We start from the raw sequence: 18,877 nt of genomic DNA on the forward strand, positions 1-18,877 counted from the left end.
CCGCCGCTCCCGGCGTCACAGGTCGCCGGGAGCCGCCGCCCACGGCACACCTTCGGGCCGCTCGCAGGTGGTCGCCACCGGCAGCCACACCCGCTGCTCCGAGGCCTCGACCAGGGTCAGCATGACGTCCAGGACGTGCATCGCGACCTCTGCCGAGGCGCGGTGCGGCCGACCCGTGGCGATGGCCCGCGCCATGTCGGCCACCCCGTACCCCCGCGCGGCGCCGCGGTAGCCGGCCGAGGGCGCGAGCGTCCGCCACTCCCCGCCCGCGGGGTGCAGCTCCACCGCCCCGTCGAAGTAGTTGGGGTCGGGCACCGACAACGAGCCCTCGGTCCCGTGCACCTCGATTCGGGGCACCCGGGCCGCGTGCACGTCGAAGCTCATCACCAAGGTGGTCAGGGCACCGCTCTCGTGCTCGATGAGCCCGGTGACGTGGGAGTCGACCTCGACCGGGAACCGCACCCCCTCCTTGCGCCCGGAGCCGATGGTCCTCTCCGTGCGCACCCGCGAACCGGCGCCGGTCACCCGGGCGACCGGGCCGAGCAGGTGCACCAGCGCCGTCAGGTAGTACGGCCCCATGTCGAGCAGCGGGCCGCCGCCCGCGAGGTAGTAGAACTCCGGGTCCGGATGCCACACCTCGGGCCCCGAACCCACCATGAACGCCGTGGCCGACACCGGCTCCCCCAGGACCCCCGACTCCACCGCGCGCCGCGCCGTCTGCGTGCCGGCCCCCAATACGGTGTCGGGCGCGCACCCGACCCGCACCCCCGCGCCCCGCGCGGCGGCGAGCACCGACTCGGCGTCGCCGCGGGTGGTCGCCAAGGGCTTCTCCCCGTACACGTGCTTGCCCGCGGTGACGGCGGCCAGCGCCACCTCGGCGTGCAGGGCCGGCACCGTGAGGTTGAGCACCGCATCGACGTCCTCGCGCGCGACGAGCTCCCCCGCGCCCGCAACGGCCGCCGCCCCCGGGGCGAGGGCGAGCGCGGCACGCGCACGGGCGGGGTCGATGTCGGCGACGGCGCTGACCCGGACGCCGGGCAACAGCCCCAGCGTCTCCAGGTAGGCGCCGCTGATCTTGCCCGCTCCCGCGACACCGACGTTCAACGGAGCACCCAAGGCAGTCCCTCCACTTTCTTCCAGCCAACACTGCTCGTTCCGGCCACTACTGCCGGGCCCGGCGAGCGCCTGGGGTCAGGGGATCGGGCGCGGGCCCCGGTTCGGTCCGCTCTCAAGCAAGCCCCGGATCCGCCGCTCCTGTCAACGGTTCGGGCCGCGGAGAATGGGCGCCGCCGCTGCCCGTGCGGGTGGCGGCGGCGCACCCGTCAGGCGGCCTCCAGGGCGAGCAGGGCGCGTTTGGCGTCGACACCGCCCACGTACTGGCCGACCGACCCGTCGCTGCGCACCACCCGGTGGCACGGGACCACGACCGGCAGCGGGTTCGTCGCGCACGCTGTGCCCGCCGCGCGGACCGCCTTGGGACTGCCGGCCGCCGCCGCGACCGCCGCGTAGCTCGCCGTCGCGCCGTAGCCGATGGCGGGCAGGCGCATCAGCACGTCGCGCCGGAACCCCCGCGCGAGCCGGAAGTCCAGCGGCAGGTCGAAGGCCTCCCGCCGGTGCGCGAAGTACTCGTCCATCTCGCGCGCCGCCGCGTCCAGCCGCGCCGGGGCCGCGAGGATGCGCGGACTGATCTCGGCGGCGATCCGGGCGAGGACGGCGTCGTGGTCCTCGCGTTCGTAGGCGACGCGGACCAGGCCCTCCTCGGTCGCCGCCAGCAGCAGCGAGCCCACGGGGGTGTCGAGCGTGCGGTAGGCGACGTCGAGCAGCCCCTCCGCTCGCGCGGCCGCCGCCAGGCGCTCGTGCAGCCGGCCGATCGCCGACGCGTCGGCTTCGGGCACCGCGGCGAGCACGTCGTCGTGCGGTGCGGGTCCGGAGGTGTTGGAGGTGTTCATCGGTCCGCTCCTCTCGGGTAAGTGGTGCGCAGCGCCTTGATGCCGTCGGCCGCCGCCCGCCTCGCTGCGGCGGCGCTGCCGCCGACGAGGCGCGCGACCTCGGTGTAGGGCATCCCCGCCAGGTGGTGGTAGGCGATCGCCTGGCGCTGCCGGAGGGTCAGCGCGGCGAGGGCGGCCCACAGCTCGGGGTCGCGATCGTCCGGGGCGGGATCGCGCACCGGCACCTCGGGCGGCTCGTCCGCGGGGACGGGCGCGCGCCGCCGCGCACGGTACTGGTCCAGCGCCCTGCGGTGCGCGATGGTGACCAGCCACGCCTCGACATTGCTGTCGGGTCGCAGGTCAGGGTAGGCGCGCATCGCGGACAGGAATGTCTCGGACCAGGCGTCCTCCGCGTCGTCGGGACCGAGTACGGCCCGGCACACTCGCAGGACGGCCGGCCCGTACTCGGCCACGACCTCTTCGAACGGTTTCAGCGTCACAATGGGTCAACGCTACGGGCCGCCGGAATGTGAGGCCGCCCCCCGGCACAATCGCGCGCCACACCCAACCGGGTGTAAGCGTGGGCGTGCGGGCGTGGGTGCCCCCGTCCGGTCCGCAGCGCTCCGCGCCGCCCCGACACCGCTGACGCGACAGGCACGAGGACGCTGGTGCCGACGCCTCGGATGCCTCGGGCGACGGGGGTGGGCTGCCGCCGCGGCTGCGAAGCACCCGGCGGCACCACGGTGCTCCGCGCAGGACAGCCACCGCAACCACCGCCACCGACCGGTCTGCGGGTGCGGCCCGCCGAGGCAGGCGTGGGCGCCACCGGCCGGGCCGTGGTGGGGGCGGCCTTCGGCATCACCGGCTCGTGGGCATGGGTGTGGCCCGTCGGGGCGGATGCCCCGACGGGTCGGGTGGACAAGAGGTGGGGGCCGGGCTCAGGCCGCCTGGGGCGGGGCCGGTCCGGTATCGGGCGGCGGATCACCGCCCGGCCCGCCCGGGGCAGAACCCGGAGGCGGCGGGGAGCCCGGCGGGGCGGGCCCCGGAGGCGGCGGGGATGCCGGGGGCGCGGGCGGCGGAGCGGATCCCGGCGGTGGTACCAGCGGCCCCGGCGGCACGACCCCCGTGGCCGGGCGGCCACCCGACCGGCGCGCAGCGGCGGCCCGGGCGCGTTCCTTGGCCACGTTGTGGCGCCGGCACAGCGGCTGGAGGTTGTAAAGCGAGGTCGCCCCGCCCTCCCACCACGCCTTGATGTGGTCCATCTCGCACCACGCCGCGGGGCGGTCGCAGCCGTGCTCCCACTGACAGCTCTGGAACCGGGCCAACACCGCCGCGCGCAGATGTGGCGGGCAGATCCGCTCGGCCCGACCCACATCCAGCGGCGCGCCGGTGATGGGGTCGGTGACCAGGCGGCGCAGCCGGCAATCGGAGGCCAGCGCTCGCACCGCCGAGACCGGCCACACCGTGCCGTAATCACTCACCGCGGGTGGGGAGCCCGGCTCGCCCTGGAGGGTGGCCAGCGGCACGGTCAGGCGCAGCTGCGGGGCCGCGGTCCCGGGGGCGTGCCCGGCGTGGGACAGCGCGAACCGGGCCATGTCCAACGCCGCGTCGAACATCCGCTGGTCGGCCCGCCGCTCATCGCCCTCGGCGGGCGGGGCCATGAACGCCTCCAGCGCGGCGCGCCACTCATCACCGGTCGCCGAGTCGCCTCCCATTGAGAAGGAGAACCCGCCCTCGGCCGACTGCGCCATGGACGCGGTGCGGCCGAGGTGGCGGTCGTGCTCCTGGTCGTCGTGGCGCTCGGGATCGAGCACGGCGTTCAGCCGGGCCCCGAGGATGTCGAGGTCGCGGCAGGTGGTGACGGGGTTCAGCGCGTGGGTGAGGAGGTGCTCCTGGGCGGCGGCGGCGAAGTCGGCCGGTTCGGGGTACGTGCTGCGGCAGCGGCGCGGCAGGCACTTCTCCACCCAGTGCAGGATGCGGGAGGCCTTGCCCGCGGACAGGGTGCCGTCGGCGACGGCGGCCATGGTGGCTTCAAGGCCGGGGGCGGGGTGGGCCAAGGCGGCGTAGAAGCGGCCCTGGTCGCGGGGCAGCCCGGCCTTGCAGGCCGCGAAGTCGGCGAGGCCGCGGTGGCCCGCGCGGCGGGTGCCGCCAGCGGTCTCGGCCGCGGCGAGCAGGCCTGCGATCGCGGTCTGGAGGCGGCCGGTGGCGCCGAGCAGGGACAGTGCGTCCTCGGCGACCGCGGATCCGGCACCCGGCGGCACAGTCGTAGCGGTGGGGGTGGTGAGCTGGGTGATGGCGGCGTCGAGCAGCTCCAGCGCGCGGGCCGCGGGGCCCGGCGCCGGAGGTGTCATCTGCTCGTCCATAAGTTCATTTTACCTACTTACACCTGCGATTACGAGGTTTCATTCGGCTGTTTCCGGGCGGTTTTCGTACGGATCCTCCGGCGGGGCGCCATGGCGGTGGGGTAGTGAAACGGGCGTGGATCGGGCCGCCACGACCGTTTCCGCAAAACCCCAGGTCAGGCCCGCGCCCACCCGCCCGTCTCGGGGCGGGTGATCACGACGGCCCTCGGGCACCGGGCGAGGCTGCCCGGCCCCGGCCCCGCCCAGGACCGGGCGGTGTCCTCCCGACCCGGACCGCCTGCGGGACGACCTTGCCGCCGGGCCGCCTGCGGGTGGCCGGTGATGAAAAGGCGGCAGCGACGGCGGGGCCCGGGCCCGGTGGTCCTCCGCAGCGTGTCAGCGGGCCGCGTCCACCCACCCCCGGCGACCGGCCTCCGTGCTGTCTCTTCCACTTCAGGGCGCCCGAAGAGGAGAAAACAGCACGGAGGCTGCTGGAAAAGCCGAAAGTCCACGCCCCGCGCGGACGACCGCCACCCCCGGAACCCTGCGCCTTTGGTGCTGCTGGATGACCGCCGCCCCAGGCCCTCGCCGCCCTTGGTGCTGCTGTTGCCCACCGCATACCCGCATGCGGCCCGGCGACAAGGCCGCCCCGCAGCCGGACCGACCCCAAAAAACCGGCCCGAGCGGCACTCTCAGTGCCGCTCACCGCAGGGGGACACTCCACTCCCGCCCAGGGGCAGGCCGCCGAACTCCCGCCCAGGGGCAGGCCGCCGAACAGGTCGACGCGGTACTCGGACGGCCCCGGTCATCCTCTGGGACGGCCCTGGGGCATCCCCCGGAACAGGCCCCCGGTCATCCCCGGGTGAGGAGGCGACCGCGCGGGGCGTCCGGGTCCACCGGCGTTCCGCGCAGCCACGTGGCGCGCACGACGCCGCGGAGCAGCGCGCCGTCGTAGGCGCTCAACGGGTTCTTGTGCTGGAGGGTCCGCGCGTCGACGGTCGACTCCGCGGCCGGGGCGACCACCGCGAAGTCGGCGTCGGACCCGACCGCGATCCGCCCTTTGCCCGCGGTGCCCGCGATCCGGGCCGGTGCCGCGGCCATCCAGCGCACCACGTCGCCCAGTGCGAACCCGCGCCGCTGCGCCTCCGTCCAGACAGCGGAGAACCCCACCTGGAGCCCCGACACCCCGCCCCATGCGGTGCCGAAGTCACCGGTCGCGAGGTCCTTGAGGTCGGGCGTGCTCGGCGAGTGGTCGCTGACGATGCAGTCGATGAGCCCCTCGCCGAGGGCCTGCCACAGCGCGTCGCGGTTGGCGGCGCCGCGGATGGGCGGGCAGCACTTGAACTGGGTCGCCCCCGCGGGCACCTGTTCGGCGGCGATGGTGAGGTAGTGCGGGCAGGTCTCCACGGTGATCGGAACGCCGTCGTCCTTCGCACGCCTGATCATCGGCAGGGCCGTCGCGCTCGACAGGTGCAGGATGTGGGATCGCGTTCCGGTGGCGCGTGCGGTCTCGATGACCAGGGCGATGGCGTCGTGCTCGGCCTCATCGGGGCGCGACGCCAGGAAGGAGGCGTAGTCGCGCCCTGCCGCGTCCGGGGCGGCGTCGAGCACCCCTGGATCCTCGGCGTGCACGATGAGCAGGCCGCCGAACGTCCCGATCGCCTCGGCCGCCGACCGGAACTCCGCGGCGGTGAGGTGGCCGAACTCATCGACTCCCGAAGGCGACAGGAACGACTTGAAACCGTAGACACCCTGGTCGTGCAGCTTCTTCAGTTCGGCGACGCCTCCGGGGGCCGTGTTCTCGGGCACCGCACCGCCCCAGAACCCGACGTCGACGCTGACCTGCCCCTCGGCGGCCGACCGCTTCGCCGCCAGCCCTGCGGCGGTCGTGGTGGGGGGAATGCTGTTCAGCGGCATGTCCACGATGGTGGTGACGCCGCCGGCCGCCGCGGCACGCGTCGCGCTGGCGAAGCCCTCCCAGTCGGTGCGGCCGGGCTCGTTGACGTGGACGTGGCTGTCGACAAGACCGGGCAGCAGTACCTCGGCGCCGTCGAGTTCGACGTCGCTGCGGGCGCGCAGCGGCGCGGCGTACTCCGCCACCGCGGCGATCCGGCCGTCGCGCACCGCCACGGCGGCGGGCCGCTCGCCTTCAGGGGTGACGGCGCTGCGGGCCCGGATCACCAGGTCGTAGTCCTCGGACATGTCTTCCCCCTATCGCGTTTCCGGGCACCGCGCCCGTGCGGGCCGCCCTCGGCCGTCCCGGCCGGTCCGGCGTCCCGGCCTGCCCGGATTCCCCACCCGGTCACCCACCGGACCGGCGTCCCGGCTCTCCAGTACCGCTCAGCCGTCCTGGCCGACCCTGCGGTGCGCGAATCCGGTGATCTCCTCGGTGCTCGCGCCGGTGGCCTCGGCGACCTCGTCCGCGCCGAGCGCGCCGCATTGGACACCGCGGGCCAGCACGGCGGCGAGTGCCTGCGCCGTTGCCGGCTCGTCCATGACGCCGCCTTCGACGGCGCCGAGGTAAGCGCGCAGCCGGGCCGCCGCCGGGGCGAACGCCTCGCGGTAGAACGCGTAGGTGGCGAGGTAGCGGGTTACGAGTTGGTGCGGGTGCATGTCCCAGCCCTGGTAGTAGGCGCGTTCCAGGGACCGGCGGACGAGTCCGGCGTGCAGCCGCCACGCGGCGTGCACCTCGGCGGGGGTGCCCACGGGGACGATATTGGTGGCGCCGTCGGAGAGCCAGACCCCGGTCCCTGCCGCCGCGAGCTGCATGACGGCCTTCGCGTGGTCGGCGACGGGGTGCGCCATGCTCTGGAACGCCGCGGTCACCCCGCACGCCGCGCTGTAGTCGTAGGTGCCGTAGTGCAGGGCGGTGACCCGGCCATCTCCCACGTGCAGCATGCGCGCCACCGCCGCGGCCCCGTCGGGGTCCATGACCGACTGCGGGGTCTCGATCTGGAGCTCGAACCCGAGGCGCCCTGCTGTCAGCCCGAACCGCTCCTCGAGCCGTTCGGCCACCCACACCATGGCCTCGACCTGGTCGACCGAGGTGATCTTGGGCAGTGTCAGCGTGAATCCGTCGGGCAGCTCCCCCGCGTGCTCCAGCACGGCCTGGACGAACATGCCCAGGCTGCGCAGGCCGCGGCGGCGTCCGGCGGCCTCCATACCCTTGAACCGGATGCCCCAGTACGGCGGCGCGGCCCCGGCCGCCTGGTCGGCGGCGAGCGCCTCGGCCGCCGCGAGCAGGTGCGCGTCCTCCTCGGCGTCGGGGCGCGCGCCGTAGCCGTCCTCCAGGTCGATGCGCAGGTCCTCGACCGGTTCGTCGCGCAGCTTCGCGAGGACGCGCGGCAGGCACTCCTCGACGGCCTGCCGGTCGATCCCCGTCGCGTCGGCGAGGGCGGCGGTGTCGGGCGCGAACGTCTCGACCGAGCGGGCCGCCTGCTCACCCCAGTCGCGCGCGATGCCGCGGCTGATGCGGTCGGCGGGGACGTACACCGTGTGCACGGGTTGGCGGCGGCCCGTCTCGCCGGGGAACCGCGACGCGAGGAGCGCGTCGGATTCGGCGAGCCGCTCGTCGAGCGCGTCGCCGAGCCGGTCCCATCCCTCGGCTCCGGCCTGCTGCCTGTCCTGCCCGGCCTGCTGCACACCCACGTCCGCCGTCCCCTTTCCGCTCACGCGGCCCGGTTCGCCCCGCAGTCGTCCCGCATGGTCCCGGTGTCCGCCGATCCACCGTGCCATACTTCTATATCGCGGACAATAACTTCTGCAATTCGGAACGAACATCGCGGGTCCGGTGCCCGGCCGGGGACCGCCTCCGAACATCCGGCGCCGGATTTTCGTATCGCAGAAAGCGAAGTCCGAATACAGTGTCGACGGAGCCGAACCGCCGGGGCGGCACGTGATGGGAGCACCACCGTTGGCAACGCCACAGACAACCGCAGACAGCGAGGTCCGCAACCGGTCCGGCGGGGTCCAGTCCCTCGACCGCGCGTTCGCCCTGCTGGAGATCATGGCCGACGCCGGTGGTGAGATCTCCCTCAGCCAGCTCGCCGGCTCCTCCGGCCTGCCGTTGCCCACCATCCACCGGATCATCCGCACGCTGGTCGGGAACGGCTACGTCCGCCAGCTCCCCTCGCGCCGGTACGCCCTCGGGCCGCGCCTCATCGGCCTCGGCGAGAGCGCGTCGCGCATGCTCGGCACCTGGGCCCGGCCGCACCTCGCCGAACTGGTCGAGCAACTCGGCGAGACCGCCAACCTCGCCATGCTCGACGGCGACAAGGTCGTCTACGTCGCGCAGGTGCCGTCGCCGCACGCGATGCGAATGTTCACCGAGGTCGGCCGCCGTGTGCTGCCCCACTCCGCCGGGGTCGGCAAGGCCCTGCTGGCGCAGCTCCCCGAGAACGAGGCGCTGGCGACCGTGCGCCGCACGGGGATGCCGGCCGCCACCGACCGCACGATCACCACCCACGACGAGTTCGCCACCGAGCTCGACCGCATCCGCGAGCGCGGCTACGCCATCGACGACGGCGAACAGGAGATCGGGGTGCGCTGCCTGGCGGTGCCCGTTCGCGGCGGACCCGCCATGATGGCGGTCTCCATCTCCGGCCCCGAAGCCCGGGTGAGCTGGGACTTCGTGGAGCGGGCGGCACCCATCGTGCAGCGCAGCGCGGCGAGCCTCGCCGTGGACCTCAACAACCAGAGCTAGCTGCGGCCCGCGGCCCGGCCCAGGCTCCGACCCTGGCCCTGGCCCTGGCCCGGGCCTGGACCGGGTCAGGTCTGCTGGTCGAATCCGAGCCGGCGGAGCTGCTTGGGGTCGCGCTGCCAGTCCTTCGCGACCCGCACCCGCAGGTCGAGGAAGACCTTGGCGCCCAGCAGCGCCTCGATCTGCGCGCGCGCCCTGGATCCGACGTCGCGCAGGCGGGCCCCCTTCGACCCGATGACGATCGCCTTCTGGCTGGAGCGCTCGACGTACAGCGAGGCGTAGATGTCGATGAGCTCGTTCCCCGGCTCGCGGTCGCGCCGCTCGCTCATCTCGTCCACGACGACGGCGATGGAGTGCGGCAGCTCGTCGCGGACCCCTTCGAGCGATGCCTCGCGCACGAGCTCGGCGACCAGCATGGCGTCGGGTTCGTCGGTGAGGTCGCCCTCGGGGTAGAGCGGCGGCCCTTCCGGCAGGTGGCCGCAGAGGACGTCGGTCACTGTGTCGACCTGGTAGCCGCTTTCGGCCGACACCGGGACGACATCGGCCCACGCGCCCAGTTGCGACACCGCGAGGAGCTGCTCGGTGATCTGGGAGCGGTCGGCGGTGTCGGTCTTGGTGACCAGCGCCACCACCGGGGTGTTGTGCTGCTCGGCGAGCTCGCGGGCGATATAGGTGTCGCCGCGCCCGATGGGCTCGTTCGCCGGCACGCAGAAACCGATGACGTCGACCTCGACCAGTGTCGAGCGCACCAGGCTGTCGAGCCGCTCGCCCAGGAGGGTCCGCGGCTTGTGCAGGCCGGGGGTGTCGACCACGATCAGCTGGGCGTCGTCGCGGTGCACGATGCCGCGCACCGTGCGCCGGGTGGTCTGCGGGCGGCTGCTCGTGATCGCCACCTTCTGCCCCACCAGCGCGTTCATCAATGTCGACTTGCCCACGTTGGGGCGGCCGACGAAGCAGGCGAAGCCGCTGCGGAAGCCCTCCGGGGCGGCGGGCATCGGCAGCGGCACCCGGAGTCGTTCGAGGTCGAGGTCGTCCATGTGTCCAGTCTCGCTGGCGTTCGGAGCGGGCGGAACCATCGCGGCGCCCGCCGTCTGCGGTACCGCCGGTCTGCGGCACCGCCTGTCGGCCGTACTGTCGGCCGTACCGCTGGTGCGCGGTTCAGGGCCGGTGCACGGCCCGCACGGTGCCGTCGGGCGCGGCGAGGACCACCACCGCGGCGGAGAGCTCCGCCGCGACAGCGAGGTCGGCGTCCGCCGGGGCGCCGGCCGCGGAGACCACGACGGCCGCCTCCAGGGACTCCGCCCCGCTCGACACCGCCGCCGCCACCGCGGCCTGGAGCGCCGTGACCGCCAACGACGCCAGTGCCACGGTCGTCGCGGCGTAGGTGCGGCCGGTCTCGTCGCGCACCGCCGCGCCCTCGGCCGCGCCGTTGCGCGCGCGGGAGGACCGCGCCAGTGTCAGCAGTTTGGCGTCCTCGGCCGCCAGCTCCTCGGGGCCCTGCGGCCCGGGGGCGTTCATCGGGTGGCACTCCTCACGGTTGCTTCACAGTTGCTTCACGGTTGCTCCGCCGCGCCGGGCGGGTCACCGGCCGGCATGCGCTCCACCAGGACGGTGGCCGTCTGGTTGCGGCGGCCCGACGGGTCCTCCGCTGTGAGCCGCAGGCCGGAGAACTCGACCTCCGAGCCGGTGAGCGGCACCCGGCCGAGGACGTAGGCGAGCAGGCCGCCGACCGTCTCGACGTCGTCGGCGTCGAGTTCCACGTCGAACAGCTCGGCGAGTTCGCCGAGCGGCAGCCGCGCGGTGACGCGCGCCTTGTCCTCGCCCAGGCGCTCGATGGGGGGCACCTCGTCGTCGTACTCGTCGGTGATCTCGCCCACGATCTCCTCGACGATGTCCTCGATGGTCACCAACCCGGCGGTGCCGCCGTACTCGTCGATGACAACGGCCACGTGGATGCGCTGCTGCTGCATCTCGCGCAGCAGCTCGTCGATCGGCTTGGAGTCGGGGACGTAGGTGGCGTCGCGCATGATGTCGCGCACGGTGCGGCTCCCGTCGGCCGCGGCCCCCTCGCTCTCGGCCTCACTGCGCCCGGCCCAGGTGTCGCGCAGCCGGGCGACGACGTCCTTGAGGTAGACGATCCCCACGACGTCGTCCTCGTTCTCGCCCGCCACGGGGATGCGGGAGAACCCGCTGCGCAGCGCCAGCGCGAGCGCGCCGTCGACGTCGTCGTCGTGGTCGATGAACACGATGTCGGGGCGAGGCACCATGACCTCGCGCACCGAGGTGTCGTCGAGCTTGAAGACGGAGTGGATCATCTGCCGTTCCTCGGCGTCGATGACATGCCCGCGCTCCGCGAGGTCGACCATGTGGCGGAGCTCGTCCTCACTGGCGAACGGCCCTTCCCTGTCGCCGATGCCCCGCGGGGTGAAGGCGCGCCCCAGCCACACCAGCAGCTGGGCGAGCGGCCCGAGCACCAGGGTGATGGGGTGGACCACGCTCGCCCCGACCAGCGCGACCGCAGCGGGGAACTGGCGGCCGAGGATGCGCGGTGTGACCCCGATCAGCACGTAGTTCACCAGGACCATCAGCACGGCCGACGCGGTGACCGCGACCCAGCCGAGTCCGAGCCAGTCGATGAACCCGACGGCGAGCGCCAGCGTCGCCAGGACCTCGCAGACCACCCGCAGCAGCAGCACCATGTTGAGGTGCCGGGCGGGGTCGGCCGCGATGATCTCCAGCTGCCGGACGCCGCGGCGGTCGGACCCGACGAGTTCGGACACGCCCATGCGCGAGGCGCGGGCCAGCGCGACCTCCGCGCTCACGAAGAACGCCGCCAGCAGGGACAGCAGGACGGCGAATCCGAACGCGGCGCTCAGCTCCAGCGCTTCGCGCCCGGTGACGGCATCGATCATCGGACGGAGTCGGGCGCCGGCTTGGCCGCGGTGGCGGTGTCCTCGCCGCGGCTCGTGAGCCACCCTTCGACCAGTTCGGCCTGGAGGCCGAACATCTCCTTGTGGTCCTCGGGCTCGGCGTGGTCGTAGCCGAGGAGGTGCAGGATGCCGTGCGTGAGCAGCAGGTCGACCTCTGCCTGCTCGCTGTGCCCGCCCCGTTCGGCCTGGCGCTGGGCCACCTGCGGGCAGATGGCGACCTGGCCCAGGACGCCGGGTGCCGAGGTGCGGCCGGGGCCGCCGGGGCGCAGCTCGTCGATGGGGAACGACAGCACATCGGTGGGACCGGGCTCGTCCATCCACCGCACGTGCAGGTCGGTCATGACCTCTTCGTCCACGAGGTTGACGGACAGCTCGGCGAGCGGGTGGACGCGCATCTGGTCGAGGACGAACCGGGCGAGCTGAGCGAGCCGGGCTTCGTCGCCGGGGACGCCGGACTCGTTCGCGACGTCAATGGTCATGTGCCGTGCCTTCGTTAGTCATGAGAAAGCCTCCCGCGGGGCCGCGGCCCCGCGGGAGGGAGATCACCTGGCGCCGTTCGGCGATGTGCCGGAACGGGACCGCCCGGCGTGCGTGCGCGCGCCGTTGTGCTGGACGTTCTGTTCGAGGTCGTAGCGTCCGTAGGCGTCGACGATCTCGCTGACCAGCTTGTGGCGGACCACGTCGTTGCTGTTCAGCCGGCAGAAGCCGATGTCGCGGATGCCTTCGAGGATGTGCTCGATGGTGCCCAGGCCGCTGGCGTGCCCGCCGGGCAGGTCGACCTGGGTGACGTCGCCGGTGACGACGACCTTGGAGCCGAACCCCAGGCGGGTCAGGAACATCTTCATCTGCTCGGGCGAGGTGTTCTGCGCCTCGTCGAGGATGATGAAGGAGTCGTTGAGGGTGCGGCCGCGCATGTAGGCGAGCGGCGCCACCTCGATGGTCCCGGCCGCCATGAGCTTGGGGATGGACTCCGGGTCGAGCATGTCGTGCAGGGCGTCGTACAGCGGCCGCAGGTAGGGGTCGATCTTCTCGTACAGGGTGCCGGGCAGGAACCCGAGGCGCTCGCCGGCCTCGACGGCCGGGCGGGTCAGGATGATCCGGTTGACCTGCTTGGCCTGCAACGCCTTCACGGCCTTCGCCATGGCGAGGTAGGTCTTGCCGGTGCCGGCCGGGCCGATGCCGAACACGACGGTGTGCTTGTCGATGGCGTCGACGTAGTGCTTCTGGTTCAGGGTCTTCGGCCTGATGGTGCGCCCGCGCGCCGAGAGGATGTCCAGGGTGAGGACGTCGGCGGGACGCTCGGAGCCGGTGCCCTGGCTGCGCAGCATGCCCAGTGTGCGGTCGATGTCATCGGGGCTGATCTGGGCGCCGCCCTTGACGAGTTCGAGGAGTTCCTCGATGAGGCGCACCACCATCGAGGTCTCCTCGGGGGTGCCACTGACGGTGATCTCGTTGCCGCGGACGTGGATGTCGCTGGCAAAGGAGCGCTCGACGGTCCTCAGCAGTTCGTCGCCGGACCCCAGCAGTCGGACCATCAGGTGCTCGGCCGGTACGACGATCTTGACCTGATTGCGGTGCTGTTGCGTTGAATCGACCATGGTGTGGCCTGGTGGCCGTCTCGCCCCTACCCTTCGCATCCGTTGAGGTCGGGCCCGGTCTTCCGCGGATGGTCGCGGGAGCTGCGGTCCGGCCCTGTGACATCTGTGATTCTACCAACGCCGACCGGTCGTCCCCGAGTGGATTTCCGCCGGTTACCCGGGGGGCCATTGGAGGCCGCGCCCGCCCAGGACGTGGGCGTGGACGTGGAAGACGGTCTGCCCCGCTCCCGAGCCCGTGTTGAACACCACTCGGTAGCCGCTCTCCGCGACCCCGTCGGCGACCGCGACCTCGTGCGCTTCGCGCACCATCTCGTCGGTGAGGCCGGTTCCCGCGGCCGCTGCCGCCGCGGCGTCCGCGAAGTGCTCGTGCGGAATGACCAGCACATGCGTCGGCGCCTGGGGGTTGATGTCGCGGAATGCGAGGGTGCGCTCCCCTCTCCGGACGATCTCGGCGGGCACGTCGCCCGCCACGATCTTGCAGAACAGGCAGTCCGGGTCGGTCGCCGCCACCGGAGGTCCCCCTTTTGGATCGTCGCTGTTTGGATCGTCGCTGTTCGGGCCGGTTCCGCTCGGCCGTGCCGCCCGGTCGGGCCCGCTGTACGGCACCAATGATGCCCGAGTGCGGGGTGGTGTCGTCCGCGGGCCGCGCGCACCGTTCCCGGCCCGGCCTGTTGGCCGATTCCGCCGCAGCACTGCGCGCGATCTCCTACGGTGGGACGCGCGGTCCGCTCCCACAAGCGCGCGCTGGGCCCGCGCCAAACCGACGTGATTGGCCTTTCCTGGCCGGAAACGCGGCGGAGAACGCGGGTTATTCTGGTCGTTCGCGTGGATTCCGCAAGGAGTTGCCGAAGCGGGCCACCAGAACTGTCGGGCGGAGCAAGGCGAAGGTGAGTGTTCGGTGAAGGCCGTCCCCCGGTGGTTCGCCGCGCGCGGGCGCCCCGCCCCGGAACCGCGCGAGACCGCCGCTACCGAACGAGGCGAATCGGCGCCACTCCGTCGTAAACCCGACGAGGCCGACACGCGTCCTAACAACGTGACGGAGACAATGGTGGCGGCGTCGTCCGCGGCGGCCATCACCGCAGAAGCCGCGGAATGGGACGCCGACCAAGCGGTGACTCAGCTCTACAGCGCCCATTACCGCCCGCTGGTGCGGCTCGCGACCCTGCTCGTGCGCGACTTCGCGACCGCCGAGGAGGTCGTGCAGGACGCCTTCGTGGCCATGCACGGCGCCTGGCGGCGGCTGCGCGACCCCAACAAGGCGGTCGCCTACCTGCGCCAGTCGGTCGTGAACAAGGCAAGGTCGGTGCTGCGGCACCGCGCGGTGGTCGACAAGCACGCGCCCAAGGCGCTGCCCGATGAGCCCAGCGCCGAGCACGGCGCGCTCGGGCTCCTCGAACGCGCCGCGGTCATCGAAGCGCTCCGGGGACTGCCCACCCGGCAGCGCGAGGCCATCGTGCTCCGCTACTACGGCGACTTCTCCGAAGCGCAGATCGCCGACGCCATGGGGATCAGCAAGGGCGCCGTGAAGAGTCACACCGCCCGAGGTATTGCCGCACTGCGCTCTGTTCTGGAGCAGACGACATGACCGAACCGTTCAACGACGAGACGGACGACCGGCTCCGCGCGATCCTGCGTGCCGAGGCCGACTCCGTCGCGCCTTCAGCCGACGCGCTGGAGCGCATCCGCTCCCGCACCCAGCACCGCCCTTTCGCCTCCTGGCTCGGCCTGTCTTGGCTGCGGCCCGCCACTGCGGTCGCCGCCGCGGCGGCGATCGTCGGCTCGGTCCTCATCGGCACACCGCAGATCCGCGAGCAGTTCATGCCCGGCCCCGTCACCTCGGCCGAGTCCTCGCACTCGCCCGACACCGAGACCGGCGAGGGCCGCCCGCACGGTGAGCCCTCCGAGCCGCCGGACGGCGACGAGCCGCCCGGCCCGGGTGGCGGCGAGCCCGCACCGCAGCCGACCCCGGAGAACCCCCCGCCGCACGAGGACCCCGAGGAGCAGCCGCGCATCTCCTCGAACTGCTCCGAGCCGCCGGCCGAGCCCCCGGCCGCCCGGTCCGGCGCCGAAGAGGACGCCGCCGAGGAGTGCCGTCCCACAGAGGGCCCCGCGGAGCCCGGTCCCACACCCGGCGGCGAGGTCCCCGGCGAGAGCCCGCCGCCCAACACCGGCCAGCCCGAGCCGAGCCCGCAGCCCGAAGTCCAGCCGTAGCGGGTGCCGGGTACCGGCCCGGCGGGTACTGAACAGGACGCGCGTCGGTGGCCGAGAACCAGACCGCGGGCATGCCGCCGGGGACTGCTACCAGCGCCCGGTGCGCGCCTGGAGGACCGAGAGCGCGGCGACCCCCGCCGTCGAGGTGCGCAGCACCGTGGGGCCCAGGAGCGCGCGCACACCGCCCGCGGCGTCGAACGCCGCCAGTTCGGTGTCGGTGAGGCCGCCCTCGGGGCCCACCACCAGCACGATGTGCGCGTCCTCCGACGGCTCCGGCAGCGGCAGCGCCGCCAGCCGGGTGTCGGCCTCTTCGTGCAGCACGATCGCCGCGGTGGCGGCGCCCACCGCCGCGGCGGCCGCGGCGGTGGCGGTCGGCTCGGACACCTCCGGCACCCTGCTGCGCCGCGCCTGCTTCGCCGCTTCGCGGGCCGCGGACCGCCATTTCGCCAGTGCCTTCGCCGCACGGTCGGGCTTCCACCGGGTGACGCAGCGCTCGGCGGCCCACGGCACGATGGCGTCCACACCGGCCTCGGTCATGAGTTCCACGGCGAGTTCGCCGCGGTCGCCCTTCGGCAGCGCCTGCACGACGGTGATGCGGGGGCGCGGCGGCGGTTCTTCGGCGCGGTCGACGACGTCGCAGGTGATGGTGTCCTTGCCGGTGGAGGCGACGACGCAGCGCGCGCGGACGCCCGCCCCGTCGACCAGGTCGACGGTCTCGCCCTCGCGCAGCCGCCGCACCGCGGCGGCGTGGCGGCCCTCAGGACCGGTGAGGACGACGCGGTCGAGGGCGAGGGCGCCCGGCTCGGTCACGAACACCGGTGCGGTCACGGTCCCGTCCTCTCGATCGGCCCGGCGGGCGCCGCGCCCCGGGCGGTGCAGCACAGCGGCCGGGCCCCTCGGATGAGGGCCCCGGCCAGGGGTCGAACAGCGCGCCGGCGCGCACCGGAAGCGGCGCCCGCCCCCGGAGAGGCGGGCGCCGCCCGCCGGTCAGCGGGTGCCGAACGCGTCGCGCAGGCGGGAGAAGAAGTTGCCGTGCCCCGGGCTGAACTTGCCCGGAGGGTGGTTCTCGCCGCGCAGTTCCGCGAACTTGCGCAGCAGCGCCTCCTGCTCCTCGTCGAGCTTGTTCGGGGTCTCGACGTTCACCCGGATCATGAGGTCGCCGCGGCCGGGGTCGTTCAGGTGCCGGCAGCCGCGGCCGTCGAGGGTGATGACGTGGTCGGAGTTGGTGCCCGGCCGGACGTCGACCTCCTCCTCGCCGTCGAGGGTCTCGATTGTGAGGGACGCGCCGAGCGCGGCGGCGGTCATGGGAACGGTGACGGTGCAGTGCAGGTCGTCGCCGCGCCGCTCGAAGATCGGGTGCGGCTTCTGCACGATCTCCAGGAAGATGTCGCCGCGGGGCCCGCCGTTGGGGCCGATCTCGCCTTCGCCCGCGAGCTGGATCTGGGTGCCGTCCTCGACACCGGCGGGGATCTGCACCTTGCGGGTGACCCGCTCGCGGACCCGGCCCTCGCCCGCGCAGTCGGGGCAGGGGTCGGTGATGACGGTGCCCTGCCCGGCGCACTGCGGGCACGGCCGGGTGGTCATGACCTGACCCAGGAAGGAGCGGGTGACCTGAGACACCTCGCCGCGCCCCTGGCACATGTCGCAGGTGTGGCGCTGGGTGCCGTTGGCGGTGCCCTCGCCGTGGCAGGTGTCGCACAGCACCGCGGTGGGGAACGTGACGTCCTTGGTGACGCCGAACGCGGTCTCGGAGAGGTCGAGCTCGACCCGCACCTTGATGCTGCGGCCGCGCCGCGCGCGGTCGCGCGGTCCGCGCCCGCCACCGCCGCCCCCGCCGAAGAAGGCGTTCATGATGTCGTCGAAGGGGAACCCCGCGGCGCCGCCGCCGAACCCGCCGCCGGCACCGGACTGCGCGAACGGGTCGGCGCCCATGTCGAACATGCGGCGCTTGCTCTCGTCAGAGAGGACCTCGTAGGCCTGGGTCACTTCCTTGAAGCGCTCCTGGGTGGCGGGGTCGGGGTTGACGTCGGGGTGGAGTTCCCGCGCGAGCCGCCGGTATGCCTTCTTGATCTCGTCCTTGGACGCCTCGCGCCGCACTCCGAGGATCTCGTAGTAATCCCTGGCCACTTACTGCCCCGCCAAGATCGTTCCGACGTAACGTGCCACTGCGCGTACCGCTCCCATCGTTCCCGGGTAGTCCATTCGGGTCGGGCCCACAACCCCGAGTTTGGCCAGCGACTGGTCGCCGATGCCGTAGCCGGCAGAGACGATCGACGTGGATCGCAGGCCCTCGTGGGAGTTCTCGGCTCCGATGCGCACCGAGAGCATGGACGGGTCGCCCACCTCACCGAGCAAACGTATGAGGACGACGTTTTCTTCCAATGCCTCGAGAACCTCACGCAGGCTAGCCGAGAAATCGACCGCCGCGAGATTCGCGGTCCCCGCGAGCATGATCTTCTCCTCGTGCCGCTCCACGAGGCTCTCCAGCAGCACCGACAGGACCAGCGCCGCCATGGGGCGCTCCTCGGGGGGCATCTGCGCGGGGAGGTCGGAGACGGACGTGGGCACATCGGTGAGCCACGTGCCGACCAGCGCCCGGTTCAGGCGCCCGCGGAGGTTCTCCACGGCGTCCTCGGTGACCTGCCCCATGCCCTCGATGACCCGCTGCTCGACGCGGCCGGTGTTGAGGATGAGCACCATCATGACGCGCTGGCCGCCCAGCGGGACGAGCTCGATGTGCTGCACCGATGAGCGGGTCAGCGACGGGTACTGCACGATCGCGACCTGGCGGGTCAGCTGCGCGAGCAGCCGCACCGTGCGGGCGACGATCTCGTCGAGGTCGACCGCGCCGGTGAGGAAGGTCTCGATGGCGCGGCGCTCCGCCTGCGACAGCGGCTTGACGTTGGACAGCCGGTCGACGAAAAGGCGGTACCCCTTGTCGGTGGGCACCCGGCCCGCACTCGTGTGCGGCTGGGCGATGTAGCCCTCTTCCTCCAAGGCCACCATGTCGTTGCGGATGGTCGCCGGCGAGACGCCGAGTGTGTGCCGGTCGGCGATGCCCTTGGAGCCCACGGGTTCATTCGTGGACACGTGGTCCTCGACGATGGCACGCAGCACGGCGAGTTTGCGCTCGTTGAGCACAACCCCACCTCCTGGCACTCCGTGGTCC

The 18,877-nt window shown here is 73.1% G+C and carries 18 protein-coding genes; 3 read left to right on the forward strand and 15 right to left on the reverse strand.

Annotation, left to right across the window (positions count from 1 at the left end):
• Window positions 1–15: 15 nt before the first annotated feature.
• The 6 genes from CLV63_RS02070 to CLV63_RS02095 all read right to left on the reverse strand — a co-directional run bounded on the left by CLV63_RS02070 (window position 16) and on the right by CLV63_RS02095 (window position 7,918).
• Window positions 16–1,116, reverse strand: coding sequence for a Gfo/Idh/MocA family protein (locus CLV63_RS02070; protein ID WP_106581102.1), 1,101 nt, complete (start codon window positions 1,114–1,116; stop codon window positions 16–18).
• Window positions 1,117–1,322: 206 nt separating this feature from the next.
• Complete coding sequence (locus CLV63_RS02075) at window positions 1,323–1,949, reverse strand: methylated-DNA--[protein]-cysteine S-methyltransferase (protein WP_106581103.1); 627 nt, start codon at window positions 1,947–1,949, stop codon at window positions 1,323–1,325.
• Window positions 1,946–2,428 carry an RNA polymerase sigma factor gene (locus CLV63_RS02080; protein ID WP_106581104.1) on the reverse strand — a complete coding sequence of 161 codons (483 nt, stop codon included), beginning with the start codon at window positions 2,426–2,428 and terminating at the stop codon, window positions 1,946–1,948. Before CLV63_RS02080 ends, CLV63_RS02075 begins: the two co-directional genes overlap by 4 nt.
• A 438-nt stretch (window positions 2,429–2,866) precedes the next feature.
• The gene (locus CLV63_RS02085) at window positions 2,867–4,291 is read right to left on the reverse strand and encodes an HNH endonuclease (RefSeq protein ID WP_106581105.1); all 1,425 of its coding nucleotides are present in this window, start codon (window positions 4,289–4,291) and stop codon (window positions 2,867–2,869) included.
• Window positions 4,292–5,122: 831 nt separating this feature from the next.
• The gene (gene allB, locus CLV63_RS02090) at window positions 5,123–6,472 is read right to left on the reverse strand and encodes an allantoinase AllB (protein WP_106581106.1); all 1,350 of its coding nucleotides are present in this window, start codon (window positions 6,470–6,472) and stop codon (window positions 5,123–5,125) included.
• A 138-nt stretch (window positions 6,473–6,610) separates the two neighbouring features.
• The gene (locus tag CLV63_RS02095) at window positions 6,611–7,918 is read right to left on the reverse strand and encodes a DUF6986 family protein (RefSeq protein WP_245928525.1); all 1,308 of its coding nucleotides are present in this window, start codon (window positions 7,916–7,918) and stop codon (window positions 6,611–6,613) included.
• A gap of 250 nt (window positions 7,919–8,168) precedes the next feature.
• On the opposite strand from CLV63_RS02095, the gene CLV63_RS02100 reads away from it, so the two are divergent.
• Window positions 8,169–8,972: an IclR family transcriptional regulator gene (locus CLV63_RS02100; RefSeq protein ID WP_106581108.1), complete on the forward strand. Its 804-nt coding sequence runs from the start codon at window positions 8,169–8,171 to the stop codon at window positions 8,970–8,972.
• Between the two features lie 65 nt (window positions 8,973–9,037).
• Here CLV63_RS02100 and era read toward each other — a convergent pair whose 3' ends face one another.
• The 6 genes from era to CLV63_RS02130 all read right to left on the reverse strand — a co-directional run bounded on the left by era (window position 9,038) and on the right by CLV63_RS02130 (window position 14,007).
• Window positions 9,038–10,006, reverse strand: coding sequence for a GTPase Era (era, locus tag CLV63_RS02105; RefSeq protein ID WP_106581109.1), 969 nt, complete (start codon window positions 10,004–10,006; stop codon window positions 9,038–9,040).
• A gap of 121 nt (window positions 10,007–10,127) precedes the next feature.
• A complete protein-coding gene (locus tag CLV63_RS02110) occupies window positions 10,128–10,487 on the reverse strand; it encodes a cytidine deaminase (protein WP_106581110.1) in 360 nt (119 codons plus the stop codon).
• A 35-nt stretch (window positions 10,488–10,522) separates the two neighbouring features.
• Window positions 10,523–11,881, reverse strand: a complete 1,359-nt coding sequence (locus CLV63_RS02115) for a hemolysin family protein (protein ID WP_106581111.1) — start codon at window positions 11,879–11,881, stop codon at window positions 10,523–10,525.
• Complete coding sequence (gene ybeY, locus CLV63_RS02120; protein WP_106581112.1) at window positions 11,878–12,378, reverse strand: rRNA maturation RNase YbeY; 501 nt, start codon at window positions 12,376–12,378, stop codon at window positions 11,878–11,880. The genes CLV63_RS02115 and ybeY overlap by 4 nt, the downstream gene beginning before the upstream one ends.
• A gap of 63 nt (window positions 12,379–12,441) precedes the next feature.
• A complete protein-coding gene (locus CLV63_RS02125; protein ID WP_106581113.1) occupies window positions 12,442–13,497 on the reverse strand; it encodes a PhoH family protein in 1,056 nt (351 codons plus the stop codon).
• A gap of 153 nt (window positions 13,498–13,650) precedes the next feature.
• On the reverse strand, window positions 13,651–14,007 hold the full coding sequence (locus tag CLV63_RS02130; RefSeq protein ID WP_106581114.1) for a histidine triad nucleotide-binding protein: 357 nt from the start codon (window positions 14,005–14,007) through the stop codon (window positions 13,651–13,653).
• Between the two features lie 535 nt (window positions 14,008–14,542).
• On the opposite strand from CLV63_RS02130, the gene CLV63_RS02135 reads away from it, so the two are divergent.
• Window positions 14,543–15,082 carry a SigE family RNA polymerase sigma factor gene (locus CLV63_RS02135; RefSeq protein ID WP_106581115.1) on the forward strand — a complete coding sequence of 180 codons (540 nt, stop codon included), beginning with the start codon at window positions 14,543–14,545 and terminating at the stop codon, window positions 15,080–15,082.
• On the forward strand, window positions 15,079–15,708 hold the full coding sequence (locus tag CLV63_RS02140; protein ID WP_106581116.1) for a hypothetical protein: 630 nt from the start codon (window positions 15,079–15,081) through the stop codon (window positions 15,706–15,708). The genes CLV63_RS02135 and CLV63_RS02140 overlap by 4 nt, the downstream gene beginning before the upstream one ends.
• 87 nt (window positions 15,709–15,795) lie before the next feature.
• Here the strand turns inward: CLV63_RS02140 and CLV63_RS02145 are convergent, their stop codons facing one another.
• The 3 genes from CLV63_RS02145 to hrcA all read right to left on the reverse strand — a co-directional run bounded on the left by CLV63_RS02145 (window position 15,796) and on the right by hrcA (window position 18,849).
• Window positions 15,796–16,536 carry a 16S rRNA (uracil(1498)-N(3))-methyltransferase gene (locus CLV63_RS02145; RefSeq protein WP_106581117.1) on the reverse strand — a complete coding sequence of 247 codons (741 nt, stop codon included), beginning with the start codon at window positions 16,534–16,536 and terminating at the stop codon, window positions 15,796–15,798.
• Between the two features lie 159 nt (window positions 16,537–16,695).
• Window positions 16,696–17,835, reverse strand: a complete 1,140-nt coding sequence (gene dnaJ / locus CLV63_RS02150; protein WP_106581118.1) for a molecular chaperone DnaJ — start codon at window positions 17,833–17,835, stop codon at window positions 16,696–16,698.
• Window positions 17,836–18,849, reverse strand: coding sequence for a heat-inducible transcriptional repressor HrcA (gene hrcA / locus CLV63_RS02155; RefSeq protein ID WP_106581119.1), 1,014 nt, complete (start codon window positions 18,847–18,849; stop codon window positions 17,836–17,838). It lies immediately after the preceding gene.
• Between the last annotated feature and the right edge of the window lie 28 nt (window positions 18,850–18,877).

The sequence above is a fragment of the Murinocardiopsis flavida genome (assembly GCF_003014485.1).
Classification (GTDB): Bacteria; Actinomycetota; Actinomycetes; order Streptosporangiales; family Streptosporangiaceae; genus Murinocardiopsis; species Murinocardiopsis flavida.